The sequence below is a fragment of the Noviherbaspirillum malthae genome, assembly GCF_015352985.1.
Classification (GTDB): Bacteria; Pseudomonadota; Gammaproteobacteria; order Burkholderiales; family Burkholderiaceae_D; genus Noviherbaspirillum; species Noviherbaspirillum malthae.
In genome coordinates this window covers 52,727-74,191 of the sequence record NZ_JACYXF010000006.1, presented here as the reverse complement: position 1 = coordinate 74,191, position 21,465 = coordinate 52,727, and the positions used below count along the sequence as shown (strand labels likewise).

At 60.4% G+C, this 21,465-nt stretch carries 18 protein-coding genes and 1 pseudogene; 6 read left to right on the top strand and 13 right to left on the bottom strand.

Going from position 1 to position 21,465, the window contains the following annotated elements:
* Nucleotides 1-285 precede the first annotated feature (285 nt).
* Complete coding sequence (gene pbpG, locus IGW03_RS11285; RefSeq protein ID WP_323744957.1) at nucleotides 286-1,212, top strand: D-alanyl-D-alanine endopeptidase; 927 nt, start codon at nucleotides 286-288, stop codon at nucleotides 1,210-1,212.
* Between the two features lie 19 nt (nucleotides 1,213-1,231).
* Here pbpG and otsB read toward each other — a convergent pair whose 3' ends face one another.
* From otsB to IGW03_RS11265, 4 genes are all read right to left on the bottom strand, one after another.
* Entirely contained in the window at nucleotides 1,232-2,035 is an 804-nt protein-coding gene (gene otsB, locus IGW03_RS11280) for a trehalose-phosphatase (protein WP_194722659.1), read from the bottom strand.
* Nucleotides 2,036-2,052: 17 nt separating this feature from the next.
* Entirely contained in the window at nucleotides 2,053-4,314 is a 2,262-nt protein-coding gene (locus tag IGW03_RS11275; RefSeq protein ID WP_194722658.1) for an alpha,alpha-trehalose-phosphate synthase (UDP-forming), read from the bottom strand.
* 771 nt (nucleotides 4,315-5,085) lie between these two features.
* Nucleotides 5,086-6,096, bottom strand: a complete 1,011-nt coding sequence (locus tag IGW03_RS11270) for a LacI family DNA-binding transcriptional regulator (protein WP_194722657.1) — start codon at nucleotides 6,094-6,096, stop codon at nucleotides 5,086-5,088.
* A 670-nt stretch (nucleotides 6,097-6,766) separates the two neighbouring features.
* A complete protein-coding gene (locus IGW03_RS11265) occupies nucleotides 6,767-9,001 on the bottom strand; it encodes an NADP-dependent isocitrate dehydrogenase (RefSeq protein WP_194722656.1) in 2,235 nt (744 codons plus the stop codon).
* A 410-nt stretch (nucleotides 9,002-9,411) separates the two neighbouring features.
* Here IGW03_RS11265 and IGW03_RS11260 point away from each other — a divergent pair, with 410 nt between their 5' ends.
* Nucleotides 9,412-9,609 carry a hypothetical protein gene (locus IGW03_RS11260; protein WP_194722655.1) on the top strand — a complete coding sequence of 66 codons (198 nt, stop codon included), beginning with the start codon at nucleotides 9,412-9,414 and terminating at the stop codon, nucleotides 9,607-9,609.
* Nucleotides 9,610-9,639: 30 nt separating this feature from the next.
* Entirely contained in the window at nucleotides 9,640-9,867 is a 228-nt protein-coding gene (locus tag IGW03_RS11255; RefSeq protein WP_228535356.1) for a hypothetical protein, read from the top strand.
* 103 nt (nucleotides 9,868-9,970) lie between these two features.
* Here the strand turns inward: IGW03_RS11255 and IGW03_RS11250 are convergent.
* The 7 genes and pseudogenes from IGW03_RS11250 to IGW03_RS11220 all read right to left on the bottom strand — a co-directional run.
* Nucleotides 9,971-10,287, bottom strand: a pseudogene (locus tag IGW03_RS11250) (L-serine ammonia-lyase, iron-sulfur-dependent, subunit alpha); the annotation flags it as partial.
* Nucleotides 10,278-10,382 carry a serine dehydratase beta chain gene (locus tag IGW03_RS39020; RefSeq protein ID WP_194722653.1) on the bottom strand — a complete coding sequence of 35 codons (105 nt, stop codon included), beginning with the start codon at nucleotides 10,380-10,382 and terminating at the stop codon, nucleotides 10,278-10,280. The gene IGW03_RS39020 and the pseudogene IGW03_RS11250, both read right to left, overlap by 10 nt.
* Before the next feature lie 89 nt (nucleotides 10,383-10,471).
* Nucleotides 10,472-11,683, bottom strand: a complete 1,212-nt coding sequence (locus tag IGW03_RS11240; protein WP_228535355.1) for a serine hydrolase domain-containing protein — start codon at nucleotides 11,681-11,683, stop codon at nucleotides 10,472-10,474.
* A gap of 60 nt (nucleotides 11,684-11,743) precedes the next feature.
* Nucleotides 11,744-12,757, bottom strand: a complete 1,014-nt coding sequence (locus IGW03_RS11235; protein WP_194722651.1) for a Bug family tripartite tricarboxylate transporter substrate binding protein — start codon at nucleotides 12,755-12,757, stop codon at nucleotides 11,744-11,746.
* Nucleotides 12,758-12,851: 94 nt separating this feature from the next.
* On the bottom strand, nucleotides 12,852-13,892 hold the full coding sequence (locus tag IGW03_RS11230; RefSeq protein WP_194722650.1) for a porin: 1,041 nt from the start codon (nucleotides 13,890-13,892) through the stop codon (nucleotides 12,852-12,854).
* 63 nt (nucleotides 13,893-13,955) lie between these two features.
* A complete protein-coding gene (locus IGW03_RS11225) occupies nucleotides 13,956-15,512 on the bottom strand; it encodes an acyl-CoA synthetase (protein WP_194722649.1) in 1,557 nt (518 codons plus the stop codon).
* 104 nt (nucleotides 15,513-15,616) lie between these two features.
* Nucleotides 15,617-16,528 (bottom strand): LysR family transcriptional regulator, encoded by a 912-nt coding sequence (locus IGW03_RS11220; protein WP_194722648.1) that lies wholly within the window; start codon nucleotides 16,526-16,528, stop codon nucleotides 15,617-15,619.
* A 100-nt stretch (nucleotides 16,529-16,628) separates the two neighbouring features.
* Here IGW03_RS11220 and IGW03_RS11215 point away from each other — a divergent pair, with 100 nt between their 5' ends.
* Nucleotides 16,629-17,795, top strand: coding sequence for an acyl-CoA dehydrogenase family protein (locus IGW03_RS11215; protein ID WP_194722647.1), 1,167 nt, complete (start codon nucleotides 16,629-16,631; stop codon nucleotides 17,793-17,795).
* 211 nt (nucleotides 17,796-18,006) lie between these two features.
* Nucleotides 18,007-18,939 (top strand): endonuclease, encoded by a 933-nt coding sequence (locus tag IGW03_RS11210; RefSeq protein WP_194722646.1) that lies wholly within the window; start codon nucleotides 18,007-18,009, stop codon nucleotides 18,937-18,939.
* Between the two features lie 3 nt (nucleotides 18,940-18,942).
* Here IGW03_RS11210 and IGW03_RS11205 read toward each other — a convergent pair whose 3' ends face one another.
* The gene (locus IGW03_RS11205) at nucleotides 18,943-19,110 is read right to left on the bottom strand and encodes a hypothetical protein (RefSeq protein ID WP_194722645.1); all 168 of its coding nucleotides are present in this window, start codon (nucleotides 19,108-19,110) and stop codon (nucleotides 18,943-18,945) included.
* Nucleotides 19,111-19,187: 77 nt separating this feature from the next.
* Nucleotides 19,188-20,405 carry an MFS transporter gene (locus IGW03_RS11200; protein ID WP_228535353.1) on the bottom strand — a complete coding sequence of 406 codons (1,218 nt, stop codon included), beginning with the start codon at nucleotides 20,403-20,405 and terminating at the stop codon, nucleotides 19,188-19,190.
* A gap of 122 nt (nucleotides 20,406-20,527) precedes the next feature.
* Here IGW03_RS11200 and IGW03_RS11195 point away from each other — a divergent pair, with 122 nt between their 5' ends.
* The gene (locus IGW03_RS11195) at nucleotides 20,528-21,439 is read left to right on the top strand and encodes a LysR family transcriptional regulator (protein WP_194722644.1); all 912 of its coding nucleotides are present in this window, start codon (nucleotides 20,528-20,530) and stop codon (nucleotides 21,437-21,439) included.
* The last annotated feature ends 26 nt before the right edge of the window (nucleotides 21,440-21,465 follow it).

Below are 21,465 nucleotides of genomic sequence, written 5' to 3'. Positions count from 1 at the left end.
TTCATGCACAAAAATTCAGCACACATCGAATCAACATCAAGCTCCTTCGATACTGCGCTGATTGCACGACTGCTTTTTGCATTGCCGACTTACAATAGCGCATGGAAAGCCTGAAAGGTGGCAATGAGAAAAGCGGCGCTGTTACTTCTACTGTGTTTTGTTAACTTCTGTTTTCTTGGCGCGGCGGTATCGGCGAAACCTCTGGCTTCGCCAAAAGCCAAGACAAAAAAGGCGACCGTCAAAAAGCCGCTGAAAAGACAGCGCGTTGCCCGCAAGTCCCGCGCCGTGTCCCAAGCCAAGGTGCATGCGAAAAAGAGGACTGCTTCGCTTCGCGGCAAACGTCTGGTGGCGTTCACCCCACAGCGCTCGCGCATGACCGCACCCGCATTGCGGCGCGGTGCCGACGATCTCGCCGGTCTTGCGAATGCCGGTGATCTGCCTGGGCTGAGTGCCCGGGCTGCTCTAGTTCTGGACCAGCTGAGTTCGCAGGTCCTGTTCGAAAAAAATGCCGACGATGTGCTTCCCATCGCCTCCATTACCAAGCTGATGACTGCTTTCGTCGTGCTTGAAGCCCGCCAAGACCTGCAGGAAATGGTGACGGTCACCACCGACGATATCGACCGCATCAAGCACACCTCTTCCCGGCTTCCCATCGGCGCGCGGCTTACCCGTGCCGAGATGCTGCATATTGCCTTGATGAGTTCGGAGAACCGAGCCGCGTCCGCACTGGGGCGTCATTACCCAGGCGGCCTGCCGGCGTTCGTTGAGGCAATGAATGCGCAGGCCAAACTGCTCGGGATGATCGACACGCATTATGTCGAGCCGACCGGGCTTTCAAGCGCCAACGTGTCGACCGCGCAGGACCTGGCGAAGCTTGTGGCTGCAGCGGAAAGGCATCCGCTGATCAGGAAATTTTCAACCTATCCAAAGCATGCCGTCGCACCTGGCGGGCGCGTGCTGCAGTATGCCAATTCCAACCGCCTGATCAGGCGCTCCGACTGGGACATCGTTCTGCAGAAAACGGGTTATATCTCGGAAGCCGGCCGCTGCCTTGTCATGCAGGCCGTCATCGATGCCCGCCCGGTCGTGATGATCTTTCTTGATGCGAAGGGCAAGTACTCTCGTGCAGCCGATGCGACCCTCGTGCGCTCGTGGCTGGAGAAGATCAGGTTGCCGATACTGACGCAAAGCCTGCAGGATTCTCCAGGCTAGCGCCGGCAGGAACACACGGTCAGGTCGGCTTTGTCTCGGAAATAGCCGACGCCCGCGTGACGGCTTCCGCACGCAGCATCTCGATCAGGCGCTTGAGCAGCATGTCGAGAAACGGCAGCATCGCCTGCATGTCCTGCAGATAGAATTCCGCCGCGGTGGAAGCATTGTCCTCGATGCGGATGGTCAGCAGATCGTCGTGCGGCAGACTGAACACCGATTCGTCGGTGACATCATCGCCTATGTACAGTGCGCCAGATGCGCCCGCATGTTCGCGCAACAGCTTCAATGCCTGTCCCTTGTGCGGGGCATCCGAAGGAAGGATGTTGAATACGAACTTGCCTTCCACGATTTTTGCGTCCGGCACCGTGGCTTGAATCAGTTGTCTCAGTTTCCCTTCCGTAGCCAAGGGATCCTGCGCCTGCCGATAGTGAATGGATAGCGAGTACGTCTTGTCTTCGATCCATGCTGCCGCATCGATGCTTTCGACCTTCATGGCATTGTGCAATTCCCTCAGCCATTCGCTGCACATGCTGCGGTAATGCTCCTCTCTCTGCTCGTAACCGGGCAGACCTTCCATTCCGTGATTGCCGACCACGAACTCGGGAAAGAAATCGAGCCGGAGACTGACATCTTCCACTGAGCGTCCGGTGATGATCGCCACCGGCGTAAATTCCGCCAGCGCGGCCAGGCGCCGCAGCACCGGAGGCGGAATGCGCGCGGCCGCAGGATCGTCGACGATAGGCGCGATCGTGCCGTCGAAATCGAATGCGCAGAGCATCCCTGGCTTGACGATCTCCAGCAGCCTGTCGATCCCGTGTTCCATGAAATGCGCCGCCATGCTCAGACCACCCGCCGCAGCGCGGGTGCGCGGTGATGGAGATCGATCCGCTGCATGACGCGCTCCCGCTTGCGCAGGCGCGCCGCGTCCAGCAGCATATGACCGGCCCAGCGGTAGACATTGAAATCCTTGATCAGCAATCGCATGCTGCACATCCTTTCCCGTTGTTCGGCTTCGGGCATGGTGAGGGCCCGGTACAGCGCCTCGGCGCTTTGTTCGATATGGTAGGGGTTGACGATGAGCGCTTCATGCAGCTCCCGTGCCGCTCCGGTGAACTGGCTCAGCAGCAGCACGCCCTTCTCGTCGTACCGTGAAGCGATGAACTCCTTGGCAACCAGGTTCATGCCGTCATGCAGACTGGTGACCATGCAGACATCGGCTGCGCGGTAATAGCGGTTCAGCGCATACTGGTCATGATGCTCGGTCTTCAGGATGATCGGCACGTAGTTACCCTCGGAAAAGCGCTGATTGATCCGCAATGCCAGCGCCCGCACCCGGGCCTCGAAGTTCTGGTATTCCTCAAGCGACGAGCGGGTGGGCGCGGCGATCTGCACGAAGGTGAATTTCCCGACCATGGCGGGATTGAGTTCCAGCATGCGTTCGATGGCCTGGAACCGCTCGACGATACCCTTGGTGTAGTCGAGCCTGTCCACGCCGATGCCGAGCAGATGGCTGGACGGCACGGCCAGGGCCTTGCGGATATTGAGCCGGCATTCGTTGCGGTTTTCCGAGCTGACATCGCTGGCTTCAGGCCATGCGATGGAGATCGGATAATGTTCTACCTGCGTCAGCTTGCCACCATGAGTAACGGTCGACGCTTCGGATTCGATGCGCGTCTCCAGATAACGATCCACCGTCTCGAGAAAGTTCTTGCGGTGGAAAGGCGTATGAAAACCGAGGATGGTGCTGCCCAGCATGCCCTCCAGGATTTCCTCGCGCCACGGGCAGATGCCGAACGACTCCGGGTTCGGCCACGGAATGTGCCAGAACGTGATGATGGTCGCCCTCGGCAAGGCCTCGCGGACCATCCTCGGCAATAAAGCGAAGTGATAGTCCTGCACCAGGACCACCGGATCATCGGTGCGGGCTTCCGCAACGACCGCGTCGGCAAAGCGGCGATTGACCTTCACATACTGCTCCCAGTCGGAAGAGCGAAAGACCGGCCGCACATGGGCGATGTGGCACAGCGGCCAGAGCCCTTCGTTGGCAAAGCCGTAGTAATAGCCCTGCTCTTCCTCCTTTGAAAGCCAGACGCGGCGCAGCGTGTACTCGGGACGGCCCGGCGGAACCGGAACGCAGTCACGCTCGTCCACGACCTCGCGGTCGGCGTTGCCGCTTCCGTGTGCGATCCATGTACCGGAACAGGCACGCATTACCGCTTCCACGGCAGTCACCAGTCCGCTTGCCGGACGGCTGACCTCAATGCCGTCGGCGGTTTGACGGTGACTGTAGGGTTCGCGGTTCGATACCACGATCACTTCGTCGCCTGCAAGCTCGCCACGGAGGAGATCCCGCAGACGTTCCGGCGTCCACGCCTGCGCGCCGTCGTGATGGCTTTGCCGTTCCCGATGGTACTCATGCAGCAGCGCCCGCAGATCCCCGACCAGCGGGCTGAGTTCAGGCGGCGGGCGCGATTGCGATGGCGGCAGCAGTTCGCCTTTCAGCATGCCGCGCACGCCGTTGATCCATCCCCGCCAGCTCAACTGCGCCACTGCGACTGTAATCATGGAAATCACAATGCCAAGCAGGATGAAAAAGCCGATGGCATATTTCCTGGTATCGGCGCTGCGGCGCTCAATGAAACTCATGTCATGCACCAGGATCAGATCGCCGATCGCTTCGCCTTCGCGGCTGAGGGTGCTGCGCGCGACATGCACTGGACCGCGGGGCAATTTCACCAGCGACTTGTCGGTGCCGCCGGAAGCAGCGTTTTGCTCTCCGCAGCCGAGCGACGCGGGATAAGTCGACGTGGCATAGAGCCGGTTGCCGTTCCGGTCGCAGAAGGCCAGCGCGTACAGGCGCTCGTCCTCGATCGCCTTGCTGAAGAGCTGATTGATCCTCATCCTTGACTTCAAGGTCACATGATCGAGCAGCGGTTCTTCCAGTGTGCTGGCCAGCATCCTGGAGCGAATATCGAGGTCACGAACGAACCAGCGCAGCGTCAGATTGTCCAGCAGCGGCACGACGACGTACGCGCATAGCGCCAGCACCAGCGCCAGTGGAACGACGAAGCGAACCGACAATCGCGTCCACTGGAGCTTCATGGTCTCGCTCCTTTCGTCAAGCCCCCGGACTGACGGTTCCTCCGCAACAGGCAACGACGAACTTCCTTCAATAGCAGCAGCGCCTGGCCCGCAGTGATGGCGATGACAACAGCGTTAGCGAACCGAACATCATCGGCGATGTACTCAGGAGTGTTCATCGAGTCTCCTCAAAACGACAGGCGCGGCGGCCTGAGCAGGCGGCGTCTGCAATCTGACGAAAGTCGCTGCAAGTACGCCTTGTCTGAAGTTCAATAGGACAGGTTGCAGCCGCAAGCGTCCTGCAGCTTGCAGGAAAACGCAGACCTGCTTCCCGGCAGGCAGGCTGATGCCTGCAGCGGCCAAACCGGAAGCCAGGCGGCCGGCGCACATTCAAGTGGCGATTGGCGCGGAACGCAGCGCAGCAAATCGGTTTTCTCCGTACTGGAGTGATGGCACCGTACTCGGCTGGAGGCGTCGTTCACATGTTCGCGTCCGCGCTGTTTCTGATGCAAGAGAACTATACCGGCGCTTTCTTAGGCTCAACTTAAGACTTTATTGCATGAGGGAATTGAGGCGCGACTCGGTTTTCGCAGTTGGAGGATTGAACCCGATGCTATCGGGAAGACGCTGCGGCCACGGTCAGGTATCGCGATCCATGCTTGGAAAAGCTTGAGCAGTGCCCGTCGAAAGCGCGGGTAACAAGCGATGCCGAGCAATCCATAGCCGGGAGCCGGATCATTATTGGTTATTGATCCGCAGCGAATAGTGAGAAGCCCCGACGAGGCGCAGACGTTATTCCACGCACTGTCCAATCGTGTCACCCGCAACAAGTTCCAAAGGCCATAGCACCTGGAGTTCGGAGGCAGGCGTGCCGTCGATCCGCTTCATCAGCATCTCGATGATTTTTCGTCCGGCTTCTTCAGGCCGCGGCTCCACGATGCTTGCGGGCCGCATGCTCCAATGATAGTCAGATAGGTCGCCCCATACGATCAGGGAGATATCCCGGCCCACGGCGATATCCGCATCGAGCATGGCGCGCATCGCGCCCGCTCCCGCCAGGTGATTGTCCGCGATGACAGCGGTCGGACGCGGCGAGCAGTGCAGGAGATTCTGCATGGCCTGATAGCCGGAACGGTGATCGGTGCATTTGCTCATCACCATGCGGGGATCGGTGCCAAGTCCCGCCTCCTGCATGCATCGCGTGAACGCCTCGAACCGCTCGGCTGCCGCCGACAGATCCTGCGAATCGCCGATGTACGCAATGCGCTTGTGCCCGAGCGACAAAAGCTCGGTTGTTGCCAGGCGCATGCCTGCAGGATTGTCGTAGTCCAGCCATGCATGGTCGCTGCCGTCGCCGCTGCGTCCATGCGCGACGAACGGCATGCCTTGTTTCGCCAGGTAGGCGATGCGCTCATCCTGCACGCCGCAATGCGTCAGCACGATGCCGTCGAAGCGCTGGCTCCTGACGAATTGCTCGTAGCTCTCGAGCGGATTGGCGAGCGCCGGCGGCGTCATGAAGAAATTCATGCCTCTCGAGTCCAGTTCCCTGGTGATGCCCGACAGGAAATTGAGGAAGGTCTGCTTGCCCAGGCCCAGGTGCAGTGCCGGCAGTATCATGCCCACTGCATTCGTTCGTCCCACTGCCAGGCCGCGTGCTATCGAACTGGGCTGATAGCCGACGGCCTTGGCCGCCGCAAGCACCCTCTCCCTCGTTCGTTCGCTGACCTCGGGATATCCGTTCAAGGCGCGGCTGACGGTCGTTTCAGAAAGATTGAGGCTCTGCGCAAAACGTTTCAGGTTCATTAATGATCTCGCATGACTGCCGCAGGCCACGGGAAAGCAGGACAATCCATTGCCGGATGTCAGCGCGCGGTGTGCGAGCGTCCGGGGCTGGAAGTCGTCTCCTCGATGCAGAGCTTAAAGTCGCTGCATGCACTTCGAAAGTGTTCTCGTTCTGCTCCGATGTGCCGGTTTTGGCAGGAAGACAAAGTCGTAGCAAATACAAAATTCAATTGTAGTAACTATAAACCAAATCGCCTGGCCATAGCTTCATGCGTTCCGACCGGAGAATCCACACGCCTGCGGCGCGCATCGAGCGGCAATTGCACCGGATCTGCCAGCACTCCCGGCGAAGAGCCCGAAGCAGGCATGCAGGCGTATTAGTGCCTTCTTTAGTGCAATGCCGGGTCCATGGGCTTTGCGTGTTTTATTAATTTCTCGTCGAGAATAAATCACAGACCTGCATAGCCTTCATGCCTGCCGTAGCATCTCGCAAATGTTTTGCAGGAAATATTCTGGGAAGTTCCGCTGCATAATGAAAGCCTCCGACCTACGGCCGGCAATGGACTGCAGCATATATTGATGCGAACCCCGGCGTCACATGGTTCATGACACCGAGGCTGCTTGATTGAAGTGAGTACGCAAACAAGACCCGGAGACGCACCGGTTCACGGTGCATCTCCGGCTTGCAGCCTTAAGCGGCGAACGATTCCAGTGCCGCGTTGAAGCTTGCGCTCGGGCGCATGACCGATTTCAGCTTGGACTCGTCCGGCTTGTAATAGCCGCCGATGTCCGCCGGCTTGCCCTGTACTTCGAGCAGCTCGGCAACGATCTTCTGCTCGTTGTCGGTCAGCGTTTTGGCCAGCGGCGCAAAGGCGGCAGCCAGTTCCGCATCTTCCTTCTGCGCAGCCAGTTCCTGCGCCCAGTACATCGACAGGTAGAACTGGCTGCCGCGGTTGTCGAGCTCGCCGGTTTTCGGGGAAGGCGACTTGCGGTTGTCCAGCAGCTTGCCGGTGGCCGCATCCAGCGTCTTGGCGAGAATCTTCGCCTTGTTGTTGCCGGTCTTGATGCCGAGGTCTTCCAGGCTCACCGCCAGTGCCAGGAATTCGCCCAGCGAATCCCAGCGCAGGTGGTTTTCCTCGACCAGCTGCTGCACATGCTTCGGAGCCGAACCGCCGGCACCGGTTTCATACATGCCGCCGCCGGCCATCAGCGGAACGATGGACAGCATCTTCGCGCTGGTGCCCAGTTCCAGGATCGGGAACAGGTCGGTCAGGTAATCGCGCAGGATGTTGCCGGTGACGGAGATCGTATCGAGGCCGCGGCTCACGCGCTCGAGCGTATAGCGCATCGCACGCACCTGCGACATGATCTGGATGTCCAGACCGGTCGTGTCGTGATCCTTCAGGTAAGTTTTGACCTTCTTGATGATCTCGTTTTCGTGCGGACGGTAGGGGTCGAGCCAGAACACCGCCGGCATGCCGGAGTTGCGTGCACGCGTGACAGCCAGCTTGACCCAGTCGCGGATCGGCGCATCCTTGACCTGGCACATGCGCCAGAGGTCGCCCTTCTCGACGTTCTGCGTCAGCAGCACTTCGCCCGTAGCCAGGTCGGTGATGTTGGCCACGCCGTCTTCCGGAACTTCGAAGGTCTTGTCGTGCGAGCCGTATTCTTCCGCCTGCTGCGCCATCAAGCCCACGTTGGGCACGGTGCCCATGGTGCGCGGGTCGAACGCGCCATGCCATTTGCAGAAGTTGATGATTTCCTGATAGATGCGGGCGAAGGTGCTCTCGGGGATTACCGCCTTGACTTCCTTCAGGCGGCCGTCGGCGCCGTACATCTTGCCGCCGGCGCGGATCATGGCCGGCATGGAGGCGTCGACGATCACGTCGTTGGGCGAGTGGAAGTTGGTGATGCCCTTGGCCGAATCGACCATGGCGAGCGCCGGACGATGCTCCTGGCAGGCGTGCAGGTCACGGATGACTTCTTCGCGCTGCGACTCGGGCAGTTTCTCGATCTTGGCGTACAGGTCGGCCATGCCGTTGTTGACGTTCACGCCGAGGCTGTCGAACAGGGCGCCGTGCTTCTCGAACGCTTCCTTGTAGAACATGCGCACGCAGTGGCCGAAGACGATCGGGTGCGAGACCTTCATCATCGTCGCCTTGACGTGCAGCGAGAACATCACGCCGGTCTTGTGCGCGTCTTCGATCTGCTTCTCGTAGAAGTCGAGCAGGGCCTTGCGGCTCATGAACATCGAATCGATGATCTCGCCGTCCTGCAGCGCAACCTTCTGCTTCAGCACGATAGTCTGGCCGCTCTTGGTGACGAGCTCCATCTTGACGTCGCGCGCACGGTCCAGCGTCATCGACTTTTCACCATGGTAGAAGTCGCCGCTGGTCATGTGCGATACGTGGGTGCGCGAGGCCTGGGACCATTCGCCCATCGAGTGCGGGTTCTTCCGTGCGTATTCCTTCACGGCGCGCGGCGCGCGGCGGTCGGAGTTGCCTTCGCGCAGCACCGGATTGACGGCGGAGCCGACGCACTTGCCGTAGCGGGCCTTGATGGCCTTTTCCTCGTCGGTCTTGGGATCGGCGGGGTAGTCGGGGATCTTGTAGCCCTTGTCCTGCAGTTCCTTGATGGCCGCCAGCAGCTGCGTCACGGAGGCGCTGATGTTGGGCAGCTTGATGATGTTGGCATCAGGCTCGAGCGTCTTCTTGCCCAGTTCGGTGAGCGTGTCGGGCACGCGCTGTTCCGGCGTCAGGTAATCGGAGAAGTTGCCCAGGATACGCGCCGCGACGGAGATGTCGCTTTGTTCGACGCGGATACCGGCCGGCTTGGTGAAGGTGCTGATGACTGGCAGGAATGCATGGGTCGCAAGCAGTGGTGCCTCGTCGGTAAGCGTGTAGATGATGGTCGGATCGTTGTTCATACGCTGTTTATTTGGTTTTAGCGGAGTTTTTGAGAATTCTTCGGCTACAAATCATTGCCTAGAGCCTGTTGCGCGCCGCCCGTGCTCACCCTGCCCGCTGGTGAAATGTGCGGAGTTGACGAGGTCTTATATAAGACATAAGATTGCGTCCACATTATGCATGAGCTTTTCACGCTATGCAAATTGTATGATATCGAGCGCTCACCCGCTTCAAGGTGTTCTCCAGCCGGCTGGAAAGCCTGCATAAAGGCGGGCCAGCCGTGCGGGATTCGTGCGGCGGGCCATTGCCGCCGGATGCTCGCTCCCAAGACGGCCCGGGCTTGCCGCGCCGGTTATAATCCCCTGCCAGCATGATGAGGAATCCACTGGCATGGCCACGACGACTGGCATTCGACATACCGGAGGGGCACATGGATCGGAACAAGCATCAAGGCGTTGCTGATGAACATGGCTTTCGCATCGGCGACAGCATCGATCTCATGGCAAAGCGGCAACGCCATGAAGAACTTTCCCGAAAAATCAAAAGCGGGGCGATCACCGACGCCGAGAAGGATGAGTTCGTGCGCCTCGACGACGCCATTTACGGAAAGCATGGAAATGACCGCTGATTCAGTGGCTCCGGGCAGTTACGCCGGCTCTTGGGCAAGGAGATTGCCGCAATGAGCCCGGGGAATAATTCGGACCAGAAGGCGCTGAAGGTAGTCCTGTTCGTCATCGTGGCGTTTGCCTGTCTCGCCGGGTTGGTAATCGGCATTTTCGCCGGATGGAAGGCGGCAGTGATCGCCGTATTTCTCCTGATGCTGCCGGCAGCTACCATCTACCGATCCAGCGGCATAAAGGAATCGAGTACCAAAAAGCGGAAGTGAGCCCGGAGCGCGGCAAGCGCCTCGTCGATGCCTGCGCAGGCGCGGGATTGCCGCACAAGCCCGCTGGCGGGTCAGCAGTTGACGACATTCACCGCCAGGCGCGAGTGACGAAATGCTCCCCGTCGCTCATCAATGCCATCCTGGACGCATTGACCGCCTTGATGGCCCCCATGCTATTTCGCTCGATGCACGGAATCTGCACCAGACCATTCAAGGGATCGCACGTCATGCCGAAAAATGCGCCATCGCACTCTCGGTGGCATTTTCAATCTGTTGCGGCGGGACTCCCAGCACTGCTGCGAGTCCTGCCGCAGCCATGGATGATGACACCCCGATCGCGCCGTGGCAGTCCATCTCCGCCGCCGAGACAGAAGCGTTGCGCTTGTAAAGCATGCCGATGCCGGCCGCGGTCAGCAGGAAGCGGCTTGCCACCGGCATGAGCCCACGGTGTGGGAACTGGAGGGGCCTATGTCTATCCGAAAGACATCGGAAACGCTTAACGACAGACATGCCATGTTTCTTTGTGCGGCAGTTTAAGGCCGGTGATTCATCAGGAATGGCAACCGGCCTCGCCGGTTGCGCCGCTTCAATCGACCTTATGACTTTATGACCGGAACAGCTCCGCCAGTTCCCGGTGCAGTCTGACGTAGGGCCTCTCGAACGGATGAGGCGACGGTCCCGGTGCCGATGCGAAATGCGCCACGACCAGTTCGGCCTGCGGAGAGACATAAAGACGCTGGCCATACCGGCCGCTGGCCATGAAACCGCCCACGTCGTCATGCGCGACATAGAAGGAGTTATGGTAAGAACCGCCCGGCATGGCCGCTGCGAAACGGCTCTGGCTGAACATCTCCCGATTGCCGCCGCGGCGCACCTCGTGGATGAATGAAGCCGGGATGATTTGCCGGCCGTTCCAGAATCCCTCGCAGCGCAGCGCCTCGCCGAAACGCGCAAGATCGCGCAGTGTCAGCTGCAGGCCGCCGGCCGCAAATTCCGCGCCGGTGCTATCGATCGAATACGAGCCGTCGCGCTCCATTCCCAGCGGCGCAAACAGATATTTCGAGACGAGGTCGGACAAGGTGGCGCCGCATACGCGCTTCATCACCCATGCCAGCGCTTCGGGCGGCCCGTTGTCGTAATAGAAGCGCACCCCATGTTCGCCCGATCTTTCCTTGCGCAGGATGAATTCGTAGAAATTTTTCGGTGAAGACGGACCCGGCTCGGCCAGGCCGATGATTTCGAATACGCCGCCATCCTGAGGCCCCAGCCCTTCGGCCCGGCTCTGCAGGCCCGGCCGCACGATCCCGACCTGCATGTCCAGCAATTGCTGCAGCGTGGCGTCGCCCATCGCCGTGCCACGCATTTCATCGACGTAGTAAGCGGCCTCGCGATTGAAATCCAGCAGCCCTTCATAGGCAAGAATGCCGGCGAGCGCTGCTGCATAGGATTTGCTGATGGATGCGCTCCCATGCTGGGTATGAGGCTGCATCCCGTGAAAATATTCCTCGTAGACGATCTTCCCCTGATGGAGAACGATGCAGGCGTCTATTTCGACGGAGGCCAGCAGGCTTTCAAGCGGTACTGTCCGGCCGTCCAGCCCGGTAACGGGCGTGTGCGCGATCGATTGTTCCTTCCGGCCCAGATGCGCTACCGGCCCGTCGCCCCGCCACACCGGCACGGTGCGCACCATTCTCGCCCGGTTCATCAGGCTCCACCTGAGGTAGGGCAGTTCGAACCAGTTGTTCGCATGAATGATGCCGTCGGGAGCCGGCGGAAAACCGCGCATGACCGCTTCCAAAGGTTGGATATCTTGCATCACTTCCATAGGGTCCTCAATTTCATCTCTCTACACAGTTCGCAGGATACAGGCACACCTTTAAGCCTGGATATTGCCGCGCTTCATCAGCGCTCCCCACGCCTCGGTTTCCCTCTGCAGACGCTTCTGGATATCGGCGGGCGACAGCAGCTGCCATTCGCTCCAGAGCTGGCGTCGTCTGTCGTGCCACTTCGGTGTGTTGTTCGCAGTATTCATGGCATCGGCCAGATGCTTGATGATGGCCGGCGAGGTACCGTTTTTCACAAAATACGCCGTCCATCCCATCCGGTCATATCCCTTGTGTCCGAGTTCGGCGAAGGTTGGCACTTCGGGCAGGAACTTCGAGCGCTCGTTGGCCGCCACCGCAAGGATGCGCAACTCGCCCTTGGCGTAGAACGGCCTCAGGCTGAAGATGTCCAGCACCACAAAGTCGAAACGCCCGGCCACCAAGTCCATGAGCGCCGGCACATTGCCCCGGTACGGCGCATGTTCCGCCTTGAATCCGAAATCCTCGCTCACCTGGTATCCGTACAGATGGCCGGGCGTACCGCTTCCGGTGGATCCGTAGATGGGAATGTCCTGCCGCTTCTTCATGCTGGCCAGCCATTCGTCCAGGGTCTTTTCCGGGCGCTTTGCGGAAATCGCAAGCGCGGTGGGCGCCTGTCCGGAAAGCGCGATCGGAGCGAAGTCCCTGATCGGCAAGAAGGGAAGCTTCTTGTGATAGTTCGGGAGAATGGTCATGGCGGCATTGCCGAGGAAGATGGTATTGCCGTCGGCGTCGGAATTGACCATCGACTGGGCGGCAATGATCCCGCCGGCACCCGGCTTGTTCTCGACGATGCAGGGCACGTTTTTGAGGGCGGGGCCCAGGTCGGTGACAAAGTCCCTCAACCTAAGGTCCACCGCATCGCCCGCTCCCGACTGGCTGATGAATCGGATCGTCTTGCTGGGCCATTCCGATGCCCATGCGGCGGAACCGGGCATTGCGCCCGCCAGTCCCGCTACCCCGGCGGCCGTCAGCTTGAGGAAACTGCGGCGCGACATGTCCATCGCTGCTGGATTTGTTTTTGCCATCCTGGCCTCCTAAGAATGCTGTGAATGCTATGAGTGCTGCTGATGCAGGCCATTCTCTCGAATTTGCGGCTTGCGCGTCATTGCAAGGGCCGCATCAAAAGGTATGCCGGACGCCGACATTGATCGACTTCCCCGAGTCGCCGGAACCTGCCGCGATCGGCATGGCGTTGATGTTGTCGCCACCGCCGGGAGGATTGTCGATCGTCATCATTCGTGCATACAGAGTCGTTCTCTTGCTCAACAGATGATCGACGCCGAACCCGAAAGATGTCAGCTGATTGTCCGTACCGCGCACATCGCGCCTTACCGCTTCGGCAAGCAGCGTGTTCTGCGAGGTCGCCTTCCAGATGAGGTTCAGTCCTGCATACCGGGCCGAGCGCGTGGCAGGCGCCTCACTCTTCGACGTTCCGACGAAGCCGCCCAGGCGGACACTGTCGAACCAGTATGCGGCACCCGCATACTGATGGGTCGATGCATAGGCTTCGGGCGCCGCCGCAGTGACCGCAGTGTACGACCTTTGCACCGCATAGAAGGCATAGAGCGGCCCCTTGTCGTAATCGATGCTGGCGCTCGCACCGCTTCCGCTTCGGGTACTGCCCGCCGTTTCACCGGCGGCAAGGGCTGCGCGAACGACCACGCCGTTGAAGTTGGGTGAGAGGTAGCCGACAGCATTGTTGAAGCGCGATCCGTAGGGCACATATCCTGTGCCCTGCGACGAGGTTTTCGAGATCAGCAGAATCGGCGAGGCGAAGGAATTGAAGCGAAACGCGTCGATCTTCTCCAGGCTGTAGAAGGCAGGCGTGAATTGCCGCCCCAGCCGCAGTTCGCCCCAGTTGCCGAACAGGCCGACGTAGGCCTGGCGGCCGAACAGCGAATTGTTGCCGAAAAATTCCGCTCCCGTATCCGCCGAAAAGCCGGACTCCAGCACGAACTTGGCTTTCAGATTCGGCGCAATCTCCTCGGTTCCGCGAAAGCCGACGCGCGAAGCCGACAAGCGGCCGTCATCCAGCCTGGTTACGCTGTTCGATCCCTTTGCGTAGCCGAGCGACATGTCGACGATACCGTACACCTCTACCGCTTGCGCCCCTGTCGAAGCGCTCAAGCCCGCCAACAGCAATGCTGCAGAAAATCGCATGACCTTATCTCCTGTTATGTTCTGTTTGATTCTTCCGATCCAAATTCGATACGCGCTGGTTTGCTATGCAACGCGGCGGGTCTCGCCGCTCCAGTAGCGTTCCTTCACATCCTTGCGCGACAGCTTGCCGTTGGCGTTCTTGGGAAGCTCGCCGACAAAATCGACCGAACGCGGCTTCTTGAAGTCGGCGAGATACTGGCGGCAGTGGGCTATCATTTCCTCTTCGTTGGCCAAATGCCCGTCGCGCAGAACGACGACGGCCTTGATGGCCTCGCCCCACACCGGATCGGGAACGCCGACCACGCAGACCTCATAAACTGCAGGGTGCCGGTACATGGCCTGCTCGACTTCCGTCGGATAGACATTGAATCCACCGGAAATGATCATGTCCTTCTTGCGGTCGACGATATACAGATAGCCGCGGTCATCCATGCGCGCCAGATCGCCGGTATGCAGCCAGCCGTTCTTGACTGCCGCTGCCGACAGCTCCGGTTCGCGCCAGTAGCCCGCGAAGACTTCGGGGCCGCGGATCACGATTTCGCCCACCTCTCCGGGCGCCACCTTGTTGCCGTCGTCGTCGACCAGCTGCAGCTCCGATTCGCTGAAGATGCGCCCGCAGGAGCTCAGCAGTTCCTCGCGCCCTCCCTCGATCGCCAGCCGGTGATCTTCGGTACTCAGCGCCACCAGTCCGCCCGTGGTTTCACCTGCGCCGTAGCCCTGCGACAGTACCGGCCCGAGGATTTCCCATGCTTCCCTGATGCGCGAGGGAGCCATCGGCGCCGACCCGTAAGACATCTGCTTCAGCGAGCTGAGGTCGAAGTCGCGCACGCGCGGATGCGCAACCAGCATGTTGATCATGGTCGGAACCGCGAAGCACATCGTTACCTTGTGCTTTTCAATGGACGCCAGAAAAGCCTCCGGCTCAAACCGTTCATGCAGCAGGATGGTGCCGCCCTGGAACAGGAAGGGCTGTATGAACATGCCGCTTGCGTGCGTAATCGGCCCCGCCAATGCAAGCACGTCTCCGGGTCCGACCCGCATCCGGCTCATGACGACCTTGCGCAGCGATGCCATGCGGTTGCCGACAGTCTGCATCGCCGCCTTGAGCTTGCCGGTGGAGCCGGAAGTGTAATGCAGTACAGCCAGGTCTTCCTCTGCCATTTCGACATCCGGGCTGTCGGCATCCGCCGCGCTCAGCAAGTCTTCATAGTCGAGGAAGCCATCCTGTTCCGCGCCGATGGCAATGAAGTGCGAAACCGGGCCGAGCGAAGATTTCAGGCCGGCGATGGATGGAGCATGCGCCGCGCCGGCCAGCATGATGACGGGTTCTGCGTTGCTTATCGTGTCGATTACCTCGGCTGGAGAAAGACGCGCATTCAGCGCCACCTTTACCAGCCCGGCCTTGTACAGCGCACATTCGAGTTCGATCAGTTCAGGCCTGTTCCATGCCTGGACTGCGATGCGATCGCCTTTTTTGGCGCCGAGCGCCAGCAGCGCATTCGCAAGCCGGCTCGACCGCTCGTCGAGTTCCTGGAACGTGGTCACGTTCTCGTTGAAAATGATTGCCGGTTGATCAGGCCAGTATTGCGCGTTGCGCGTGATGAATCGCCCCTGGTTCATTGCATCCCCTATCGTCAGTAGTGAGAAGGATGATAGGAGGCGGCACTACGCGCCGCGATACTCTACAGCCGAAACTCGATAACGCAGCGGAATAATGCTTTGACTTACGGGCCCGACTGCGTGCCTACGGTGGCATACCCGCGCAGCAGTTCGATGAAGCGCATGACCAGCGGGGAAAGATAGGCGTTGCGACGTGTCGTGATTCCGATCACGCGCGGCCACATTGCAAGATGAAGCGGAACGACCTTCAGTCCGGCGCCGCTCTGCTGCCGCAGGGTGGATGCGCCGATGATGCTGAGCAAATCGGTTGCCTTGACCACGCTCAGGAGAGAGGCAATCGATGAGTCCGATTCGATCACCACGTTGGGAGCCGGCAATCCCTGCTCCGAAAAGCGCGCATCGACCGCCCGCCGCGCCATGACGGCGGAGCTCGGCAAGATCCAGGACTGCGTGGTCAAGTCCCGGAACTGCAGGCTCATTGAATTGAAAAGCGGGTGACCCTCGCGTGCGATGACATGGAGATTGTCTGCGAACAGCGGATGCTGGTGGAATTCGGGACGCTCGGACTGCGAGAGCGCGCTGATGCAAAGATCCAGATCGCCCTGCCGCAATGCGGCGAACAGCTTGTCGTTGAGACCGACCATCACCTGCATGCGCGCCGCCGGCCTCTGTTCCAGCAGTTCCGCGCAGGCATGGCCGAAGATCGGCTCCGCATAGGTCGGCGAAATGCCAACCCGGATCAGGCCTGCCTTTCCGAGCCGCAGGTCGTTCGCCTCCTTGACCGCCTCGTCGAGGCCGAGGCGCGCAACGCGCACGCGTTCGTGAAATGCCTGTCCCGACGCCGTCAGGACCATGCCCTTTGCCGTCCGCTCGAACAAGGGCATCTGCAGCTCGCTTTCCAGCCGCTGGATTCCCTTGGTCAGCGCAGGCTGGGTCACGCCCATGGATTCGGCAGCGCGCCCGACGTGGCCTGCGCTGGCCACAGCCAGGAAATAATCGAGGTCTTCCAGTCTCATCTCATTCCCGCACGTTATTGAAATACGCGGCTCGATAATCACACTTCCGCAGCTTCATTGTCAATATTTGCCTTGCCTGCACAAGTCAAGGAGTCAACCGATGCTTTCCCCTTCCCGTTCCGAATTCACGGAAATCCGCCGCCGCCTGCATGATTACCTTCATGCGGAATTGATTCCATTCGAGAAAGACAAGAGTCTCGGCTATGAAGACCAGCTGCCGAAGGAAGCCGTGCGCGGAATCTGGAAACGGTCCCGCGAGCTGGGCCTGTACGGCCTGCAGCTTCCGCGCGAGCTCGGCGGCCGCGGGCTGAGCGTAAGCGAACTGTGCGTGCTCAAGGATGACGTGGCCTCTTCCGGCGCCATCCTGTTTCCGCATGTGCTGGGCGATTGGGGAGGCCCGTCCCGGATCGGCAATCTGATCAAATACGCAACGCCCTACCAGATCGAGCGCTACATCACGCCCTGCATACGCGGCGAGAAGGGTGCGTGTTTCGCGATGACCGAAGCCGGCTCAGGTTCGGACGCGGCGAGCATCAAGACGCGGGCGATCCGCGAAGGCGACGAGTATGTGATCACCGGCCGCAAGCATTACATTACGGCGTCAGCCTTTGCCGATTTTGCCATTGTCATGTGCGTCACCGACCCGGAGAAGGGAGCGGAGGGCATTTCAGCCGTCCTGGTCGACCTCGACCGGCCCGGCGTTACCCTGTCCTACGATTATCTTCCGATGACCGGCCAGCATGTCGATGCCGACATCGACATGCAGTCGGTGCGCGTGCCGGCTGCCAACCTCATCGGCACCGAAGGCAGCGGCTTCAAGATTGCAATGGACCGCGTCAATGTGAACCGGCTGCTGCATTGCCCGACCATGATCGGCCTGGCGCGGCAGGCATACCGGATGGCCGTCGATTATGCGCATCACCGCCAGCAGTTCGGCGGACCGATCAGCCGGTTCCAGGCGATCCAGCACATGCTTGCCGACATGGCAACTGCGCTGTATGCCTGCGAAAGCATGGTCCTGAACGCGGCGCTGGCCGCCGACGAAGGGCGGGACGTTCGCAAGGAAGCATCGATGTGCAAGCTGTTCGTGTCGGAGCGCTGCTTCGAGATCGCGGACAAGGCCATGCAGATCCACGGCAACGTCGGCGTCACGAAGAATCACCCGGTCGAATTCATTTTCCGCCGCCTGCGTCTCTACCGCATCGTGACGGGCACGAGTGAAATACAGCGCAACACGATCGCGAAGGAAATTCTGAAAAGGGATTAAATTCATGTAATGCATGCGGTGCGCCGCATGCAAAAGGCGCAACAGGTGCAAACCGGCACAGGCAGAACGCCGGACCATCCGCACTTGCCTGCTGCAGGAAAAGAATTCGTGCCGGAACTATCGGAGAGCCGGTCTCTCAAAAGGAGATCTTTTATCATCCCGGTTTTTCGCATTCAGTTCCCGCGACACCTGCAGAAATAGAAACAAGATCATGCGCGCCCGCATCAGCTCAGTCGGTTTTCTGGCGCCGCAAGCCGCCCCTCCCGATATCGCTTCGACAACCGACCTCGACGGCATCGATGCCGCCGGCGTGAAAGCCTTGCCCGACGGCGCCGGCATCTATCGCTTTCTGGACGCCGCAGGCTATCCCTTATACATCGGCAAAAGCGTCAATATCCGCTCCCGCGTGCAGGCTCACCTGCGCACGCCGCAGGAACGCGCGATGCTGAGCAGGACGCGGCGCATCGATTTCCAGCGCATGGCGGGAGAGACCGGTGCATTGCTGCTGGAATCGCAGCTCATCAAGCAATGGCAGCCGCGCTACAACGTGCTGCTCAAGTCGACTGCGCCGGCCTATGCCTTGTATCTGCCGAAGGGCAGCCTTCAGCCGCAGGTGGTGGACTACGACGAAGCCGCACAATACTCCGTCTACGGACTGTTCGCTTCGCGCAAAACGGCGGAAGCAGGATGGCGGGCTCAGGCAAGGCGGCATGGATTGTGCCCTTCCCTGCTGGGCATTGAAAACACGACGCACGGACGGGCGTGCTTTGCGCATCAGCTGGGCTATTGCCGCGGCGCCTGCATCGGCCTGGAAACGCCGCTGGCCCATACCCGACGCGTGCACAAGGCATTGAGGCTGCTGAGCCAGTACATCTGGCCTTATGACGGTCCGATCGGCATTCTGGAAAACGACGGCGAGCTGCAGCAGGTGCATGTGATCGAGCGCTGGGCCTATCTCGGCAGCCTGTCGGAATACCAGCCTGTGCTGCGGCTTCCGCGCAGCATCCAGCTTGATATGGATACCTTCAAGATTCTTGCGGCACGGCTTGCCGCAGGCCTTCTGACGCCTGTCGGTCTCGAGGTCACGGGGAATGCCCGCGGAAGCCGGAGCTGCACTTTCCGGTTTCATGAAGAGGCGGCCTGACGTTCAGGAATGCTTCGGTACCTTGTTTGTATTCGGCACCGAAGCCCGCTCCGCTTGCCTTTGCGATGGCTTGTTCACGTTGCGCTGAAGCTGCGCCGTCATGCGTGTTCTGGCGGCATCGGCGATGCCGTAGTGATTCAAGGGGTCGACAGCACCCCTTGAGGTTTTCATGTCCGTCGTCATTTTCTGCCTCCGCGGAACCGTATGAGCAGTCTACCCCGATTCCGCCATGAGGCGAAGTGCTGCGTTCAGGCAAGCTGCGCATTGCCCCTGACTCGATCAAGGTATTCCGTCATCCAGTAGAGGATGGCCAGCACGGGAAACGCAATGCCGGTCAACAAGGCGGCATGCCATCCAAAATCCGCATACACCCATGCGCCAAGCGCCGAGCCGAGCGCGCCGCCTGCAAAGAAGAGCGCAAAGTAAATGCCGTTGAGACGGCTGCGCACCTCGGGGCCGAGAACGAAGATGGCACGTTGTCCGAGAACGAGATTCGCTGCAACACCCATGTCGAGCACGATCGATGCAATCACCAGCGCTCCGAGTGCAATGTTGCGGGACTCCGGCACGATCAGCGGCAGCAGGAAGCCCACCACGCCAAGGCTGAGTGCGCCGGCCGTTGCCTGCAGGGTAAGTCCCTTGTCCGCCAGGCGCCCCGCAATCGGGGAAGCCACGGCGCCTGCCATGCCGACCAGCGCAAATATCGCGATGCCGGTCTGCGACAGCCTGAATGCCGGCCCGGCCAGCATCAGCGGCGCGACCGTCCAGAACAGGCTGAAGGCGCCGAACATGCCGACATGGTAGGCGCCCCGGCGGCGCAATACCGGCGTGGTCTTCCACAGCGTCCACAGCGACGCAATGAGCTTGCCGTAGGACATTGGCGATGACGGCACCCGCTGCGGCAGCAGGCGGCGCAGCACCAGCGCGAGAATTGCCATCAGGACCGCGGCGCCGCCGAACACGAAATGCCAGCTGCCATGGTCCGCAATCAGGCTCGCAGCGGGACGGGCAAGCATGATGCCGAGCAACAGGCCGCTGACGACCTTGCCGACCGTCTGCCCGCGTGTGGCCTCATTCGACAGGTGTGCGGCGAATGGCACAAGTATCTGCGCCGCAACTGATCCGAGACCGATGGCGAAAGCCGCCGGAAGGAACATCCAGGCATGCGTGCTCATTGCGGCAGCCGCCAGGGCGGCGGCGGTCGACAGCAGCGAAATGACGATCAGGCGGCGATTCTCCATCAGGTCGCCCAGCGGCACGACGAAAAGCAGGCCGATGGTGTAACCCGCCTGGGTCAGGGTGACGATCAGCCCGGCGGCCTGCGCCGACAAGCCTGTCGCTTCGCTGATCGGCCCCACGAGCGTCTGCGCATAATAGAGATTGGCGACGATCAATCCCGCGGCGACGGCCAGCAGCGCGACCATGCCCGCCGTGATGTCGGCGGATGCTTTCACATTATTGTTCATGATAGATTTCCAATCGTTTCAGAAAAGGTATGCGGCCTAGTGTAGAGAAAGGAAGGCAAAAGATAATCAGCCTGAAAGCGCGCTACACTTTTCGTTTTTCATGAACAATCGAAGGGAAGGCCATGGATAAATTGCGGGCGATGCAGACATTTGTGCGCATCGTGGAAGCCAACAGCTTTTCCAAGGCGGCGGAAACCCTCGGCCTGCCGCGGGCCTCGCTGACGACCATCATCCAGCAGCTGGAAGACTTCCTGGGGAAGCAGCTGCTGCAGCGAACGACGCGGCGCCTGTCCCTGACTGCGGAGGGTGCGGAATACCATGAAAAATGCCTGGAGATACTGGCGGCGGTCGACGCCGCCGAATTGCCGTTTCGCGAGGCCGGCGCCGGCACGCCGCGCGGCACGCTGCGGGTGGACTTGCCGGGCGCGCTGGGAAGAAACGTCGTCGTGCCCCGATTGGCGGATTTTCGCCGGCGCTACCCCGATATCAAGCTGGTGCTGAGCTTTTCGGACCGCCTGGTCGATATTACGCAGGAAGGCGTCGATTGCGTGCTGCGCGTGGGGCAGCTGCAGAATTCGTCCATGATCGGACGTGAAATCGGCAGCATGCGCTTCCTTACCTGTGCAGCGCCGTCCTACCTGGAGCGTCACGGCATGCCGCAGGACTTGGCTGATCTGAAAAGCCATCGCGGCATCATCCACTTTTCGGGGCGTACCGGACGTCCTTTCGAATGGGACTTCCTGAAGGATGGCGCCAATACCCGGATTCAGATCGACGGCGACGTCGCGGTCAATGATGCCGACGCCTATGTGTCCTGCGCCCTGCAAGGCCTGGGTCTGGTCCAGGCTGCGCGCTATCAGGTGGAGCAGTACATCGAACACGGACAGCTAGTTCCGGTATTGCCGGAGTATTCTCCGGCACCCATGCCGATTTCACTGGTGTATCCAAAAGGCAGACTGGCAACGCCGAAGCTTGGTGTGTTCGCCGGCTGGATAAGAACGCTCTTCGACGGCATTCCCAGCCTGAGCCGATGACACGGCGGCCTATCAGGCCGCGGCAA

Coding starts and splice junctions, on each gene's coding strand:
- otsB (WP_194722659.1), bottom strand. CDS start 2,035: ATGGAACACGGGATCGACAGGCTGCTGGAGATCGTCAAGCCAGGGATG.
- IGW03_RS11195 (WP_194722644.1), top strand. CDS start 20,528: ATGGATAAATTGCGGGCGATGCAGACATTTGTGCGCATCGTGGAAGCC.
- IGW03_RS11215 (WP_194722647.1), top strand. CDS start 16,629: ATGCTTTCCCCTTCCCGTTCCGAATTCACGGAAATCCGCCGCCGCCTG.
- IGW03_RS11270 (WP_194722657.1), bottom strand. CDS start 6,096: ATGAACCTGAAACGTTTTGCGCAGAGCCTCAATCTTTCTGAAACGACC.
- IGW03_RS11240 (WP_228535355.1), bottom strand. CDS start 11,683: ATGCAAGATATCCAACCTTTGGAAGCGGTCATGCGCGGTTTTCCGCCG.
- IGW03_RS11225 (WP_194722649.1), bottom strand. CDS start 15,512: ATGAACCAGGGGCGATTCATCACGCGCAACGCGCAATACTGGCCTGAT.
- IGW03_RS11275 (WP_194722658.1), bottom strand. CDS start 4,314: ATGAAGCTCCAGTGGACGCGATTGTCGGTTCGCTTCGTCGTTCCACTG.
- IGW03_RS11265 (WP_194722656.1), bottom strand. CDS start 9,001: ATGAACAACGATCCGACCATCATCTACACGCTTACCGACGAGGCACCA.
- IGW03_RS11260 (WP_194722655.1), top strand. CDS start 9,412: ATGGATCGGAACAAGCATCAAGGCGTTGCTGATGAACATGGCTTTCGC.
- IGW03_RS11205 (WP_194722645.1), bottom strand. CDS start 19,110: ATGAAAACCTCAAGGGGTGCTGTCGACCCCTTGAATCACTACGGCATC.
- IGW03_RS39020 (WP_194722653.1), bottom strand. CDS start 10,382: ATGGCATGTCTGTCGTTAAGCGTTTCCGATGTCTTTCGGATAGACATA.
- IGW03_RS11220 (WP_194722648.1), bottom strand. CDS start 16,528: ATGAGACTGGAAGACCTCGATTATTTCCTGGCTGTGGCCAGCGCAGGC.
- IGW03_RS11210 (WP_194722646.1), top strand. CDS start 18,007: ATGCGCGCCCGCATCAGCTCAGTCGGTTTTCTGGCGCCGCAAGCCGCC.
- IGW03_RS11235 (WP_194722651.1), bottom strand. CDS start 12,757: ATGGCAAAAACAAATCCAGCAGCGATGGACATGTCGCGCCGCAGTTTC.
- IGW03_RS11200 (WP_228535353.1), bottom strand. CDS start 20,405: ATGAACAATAATGTGAAAGCATCCGCCGACATCACGGCGGGCATGGTC.
- IGW03_RS11230 (WP_194722650.1), bottom strand. CDS start 13,892: ATGCGATTTTCTGCAGCATTGCTGTTGGCGGGCTTGAGCGCTTCGACA.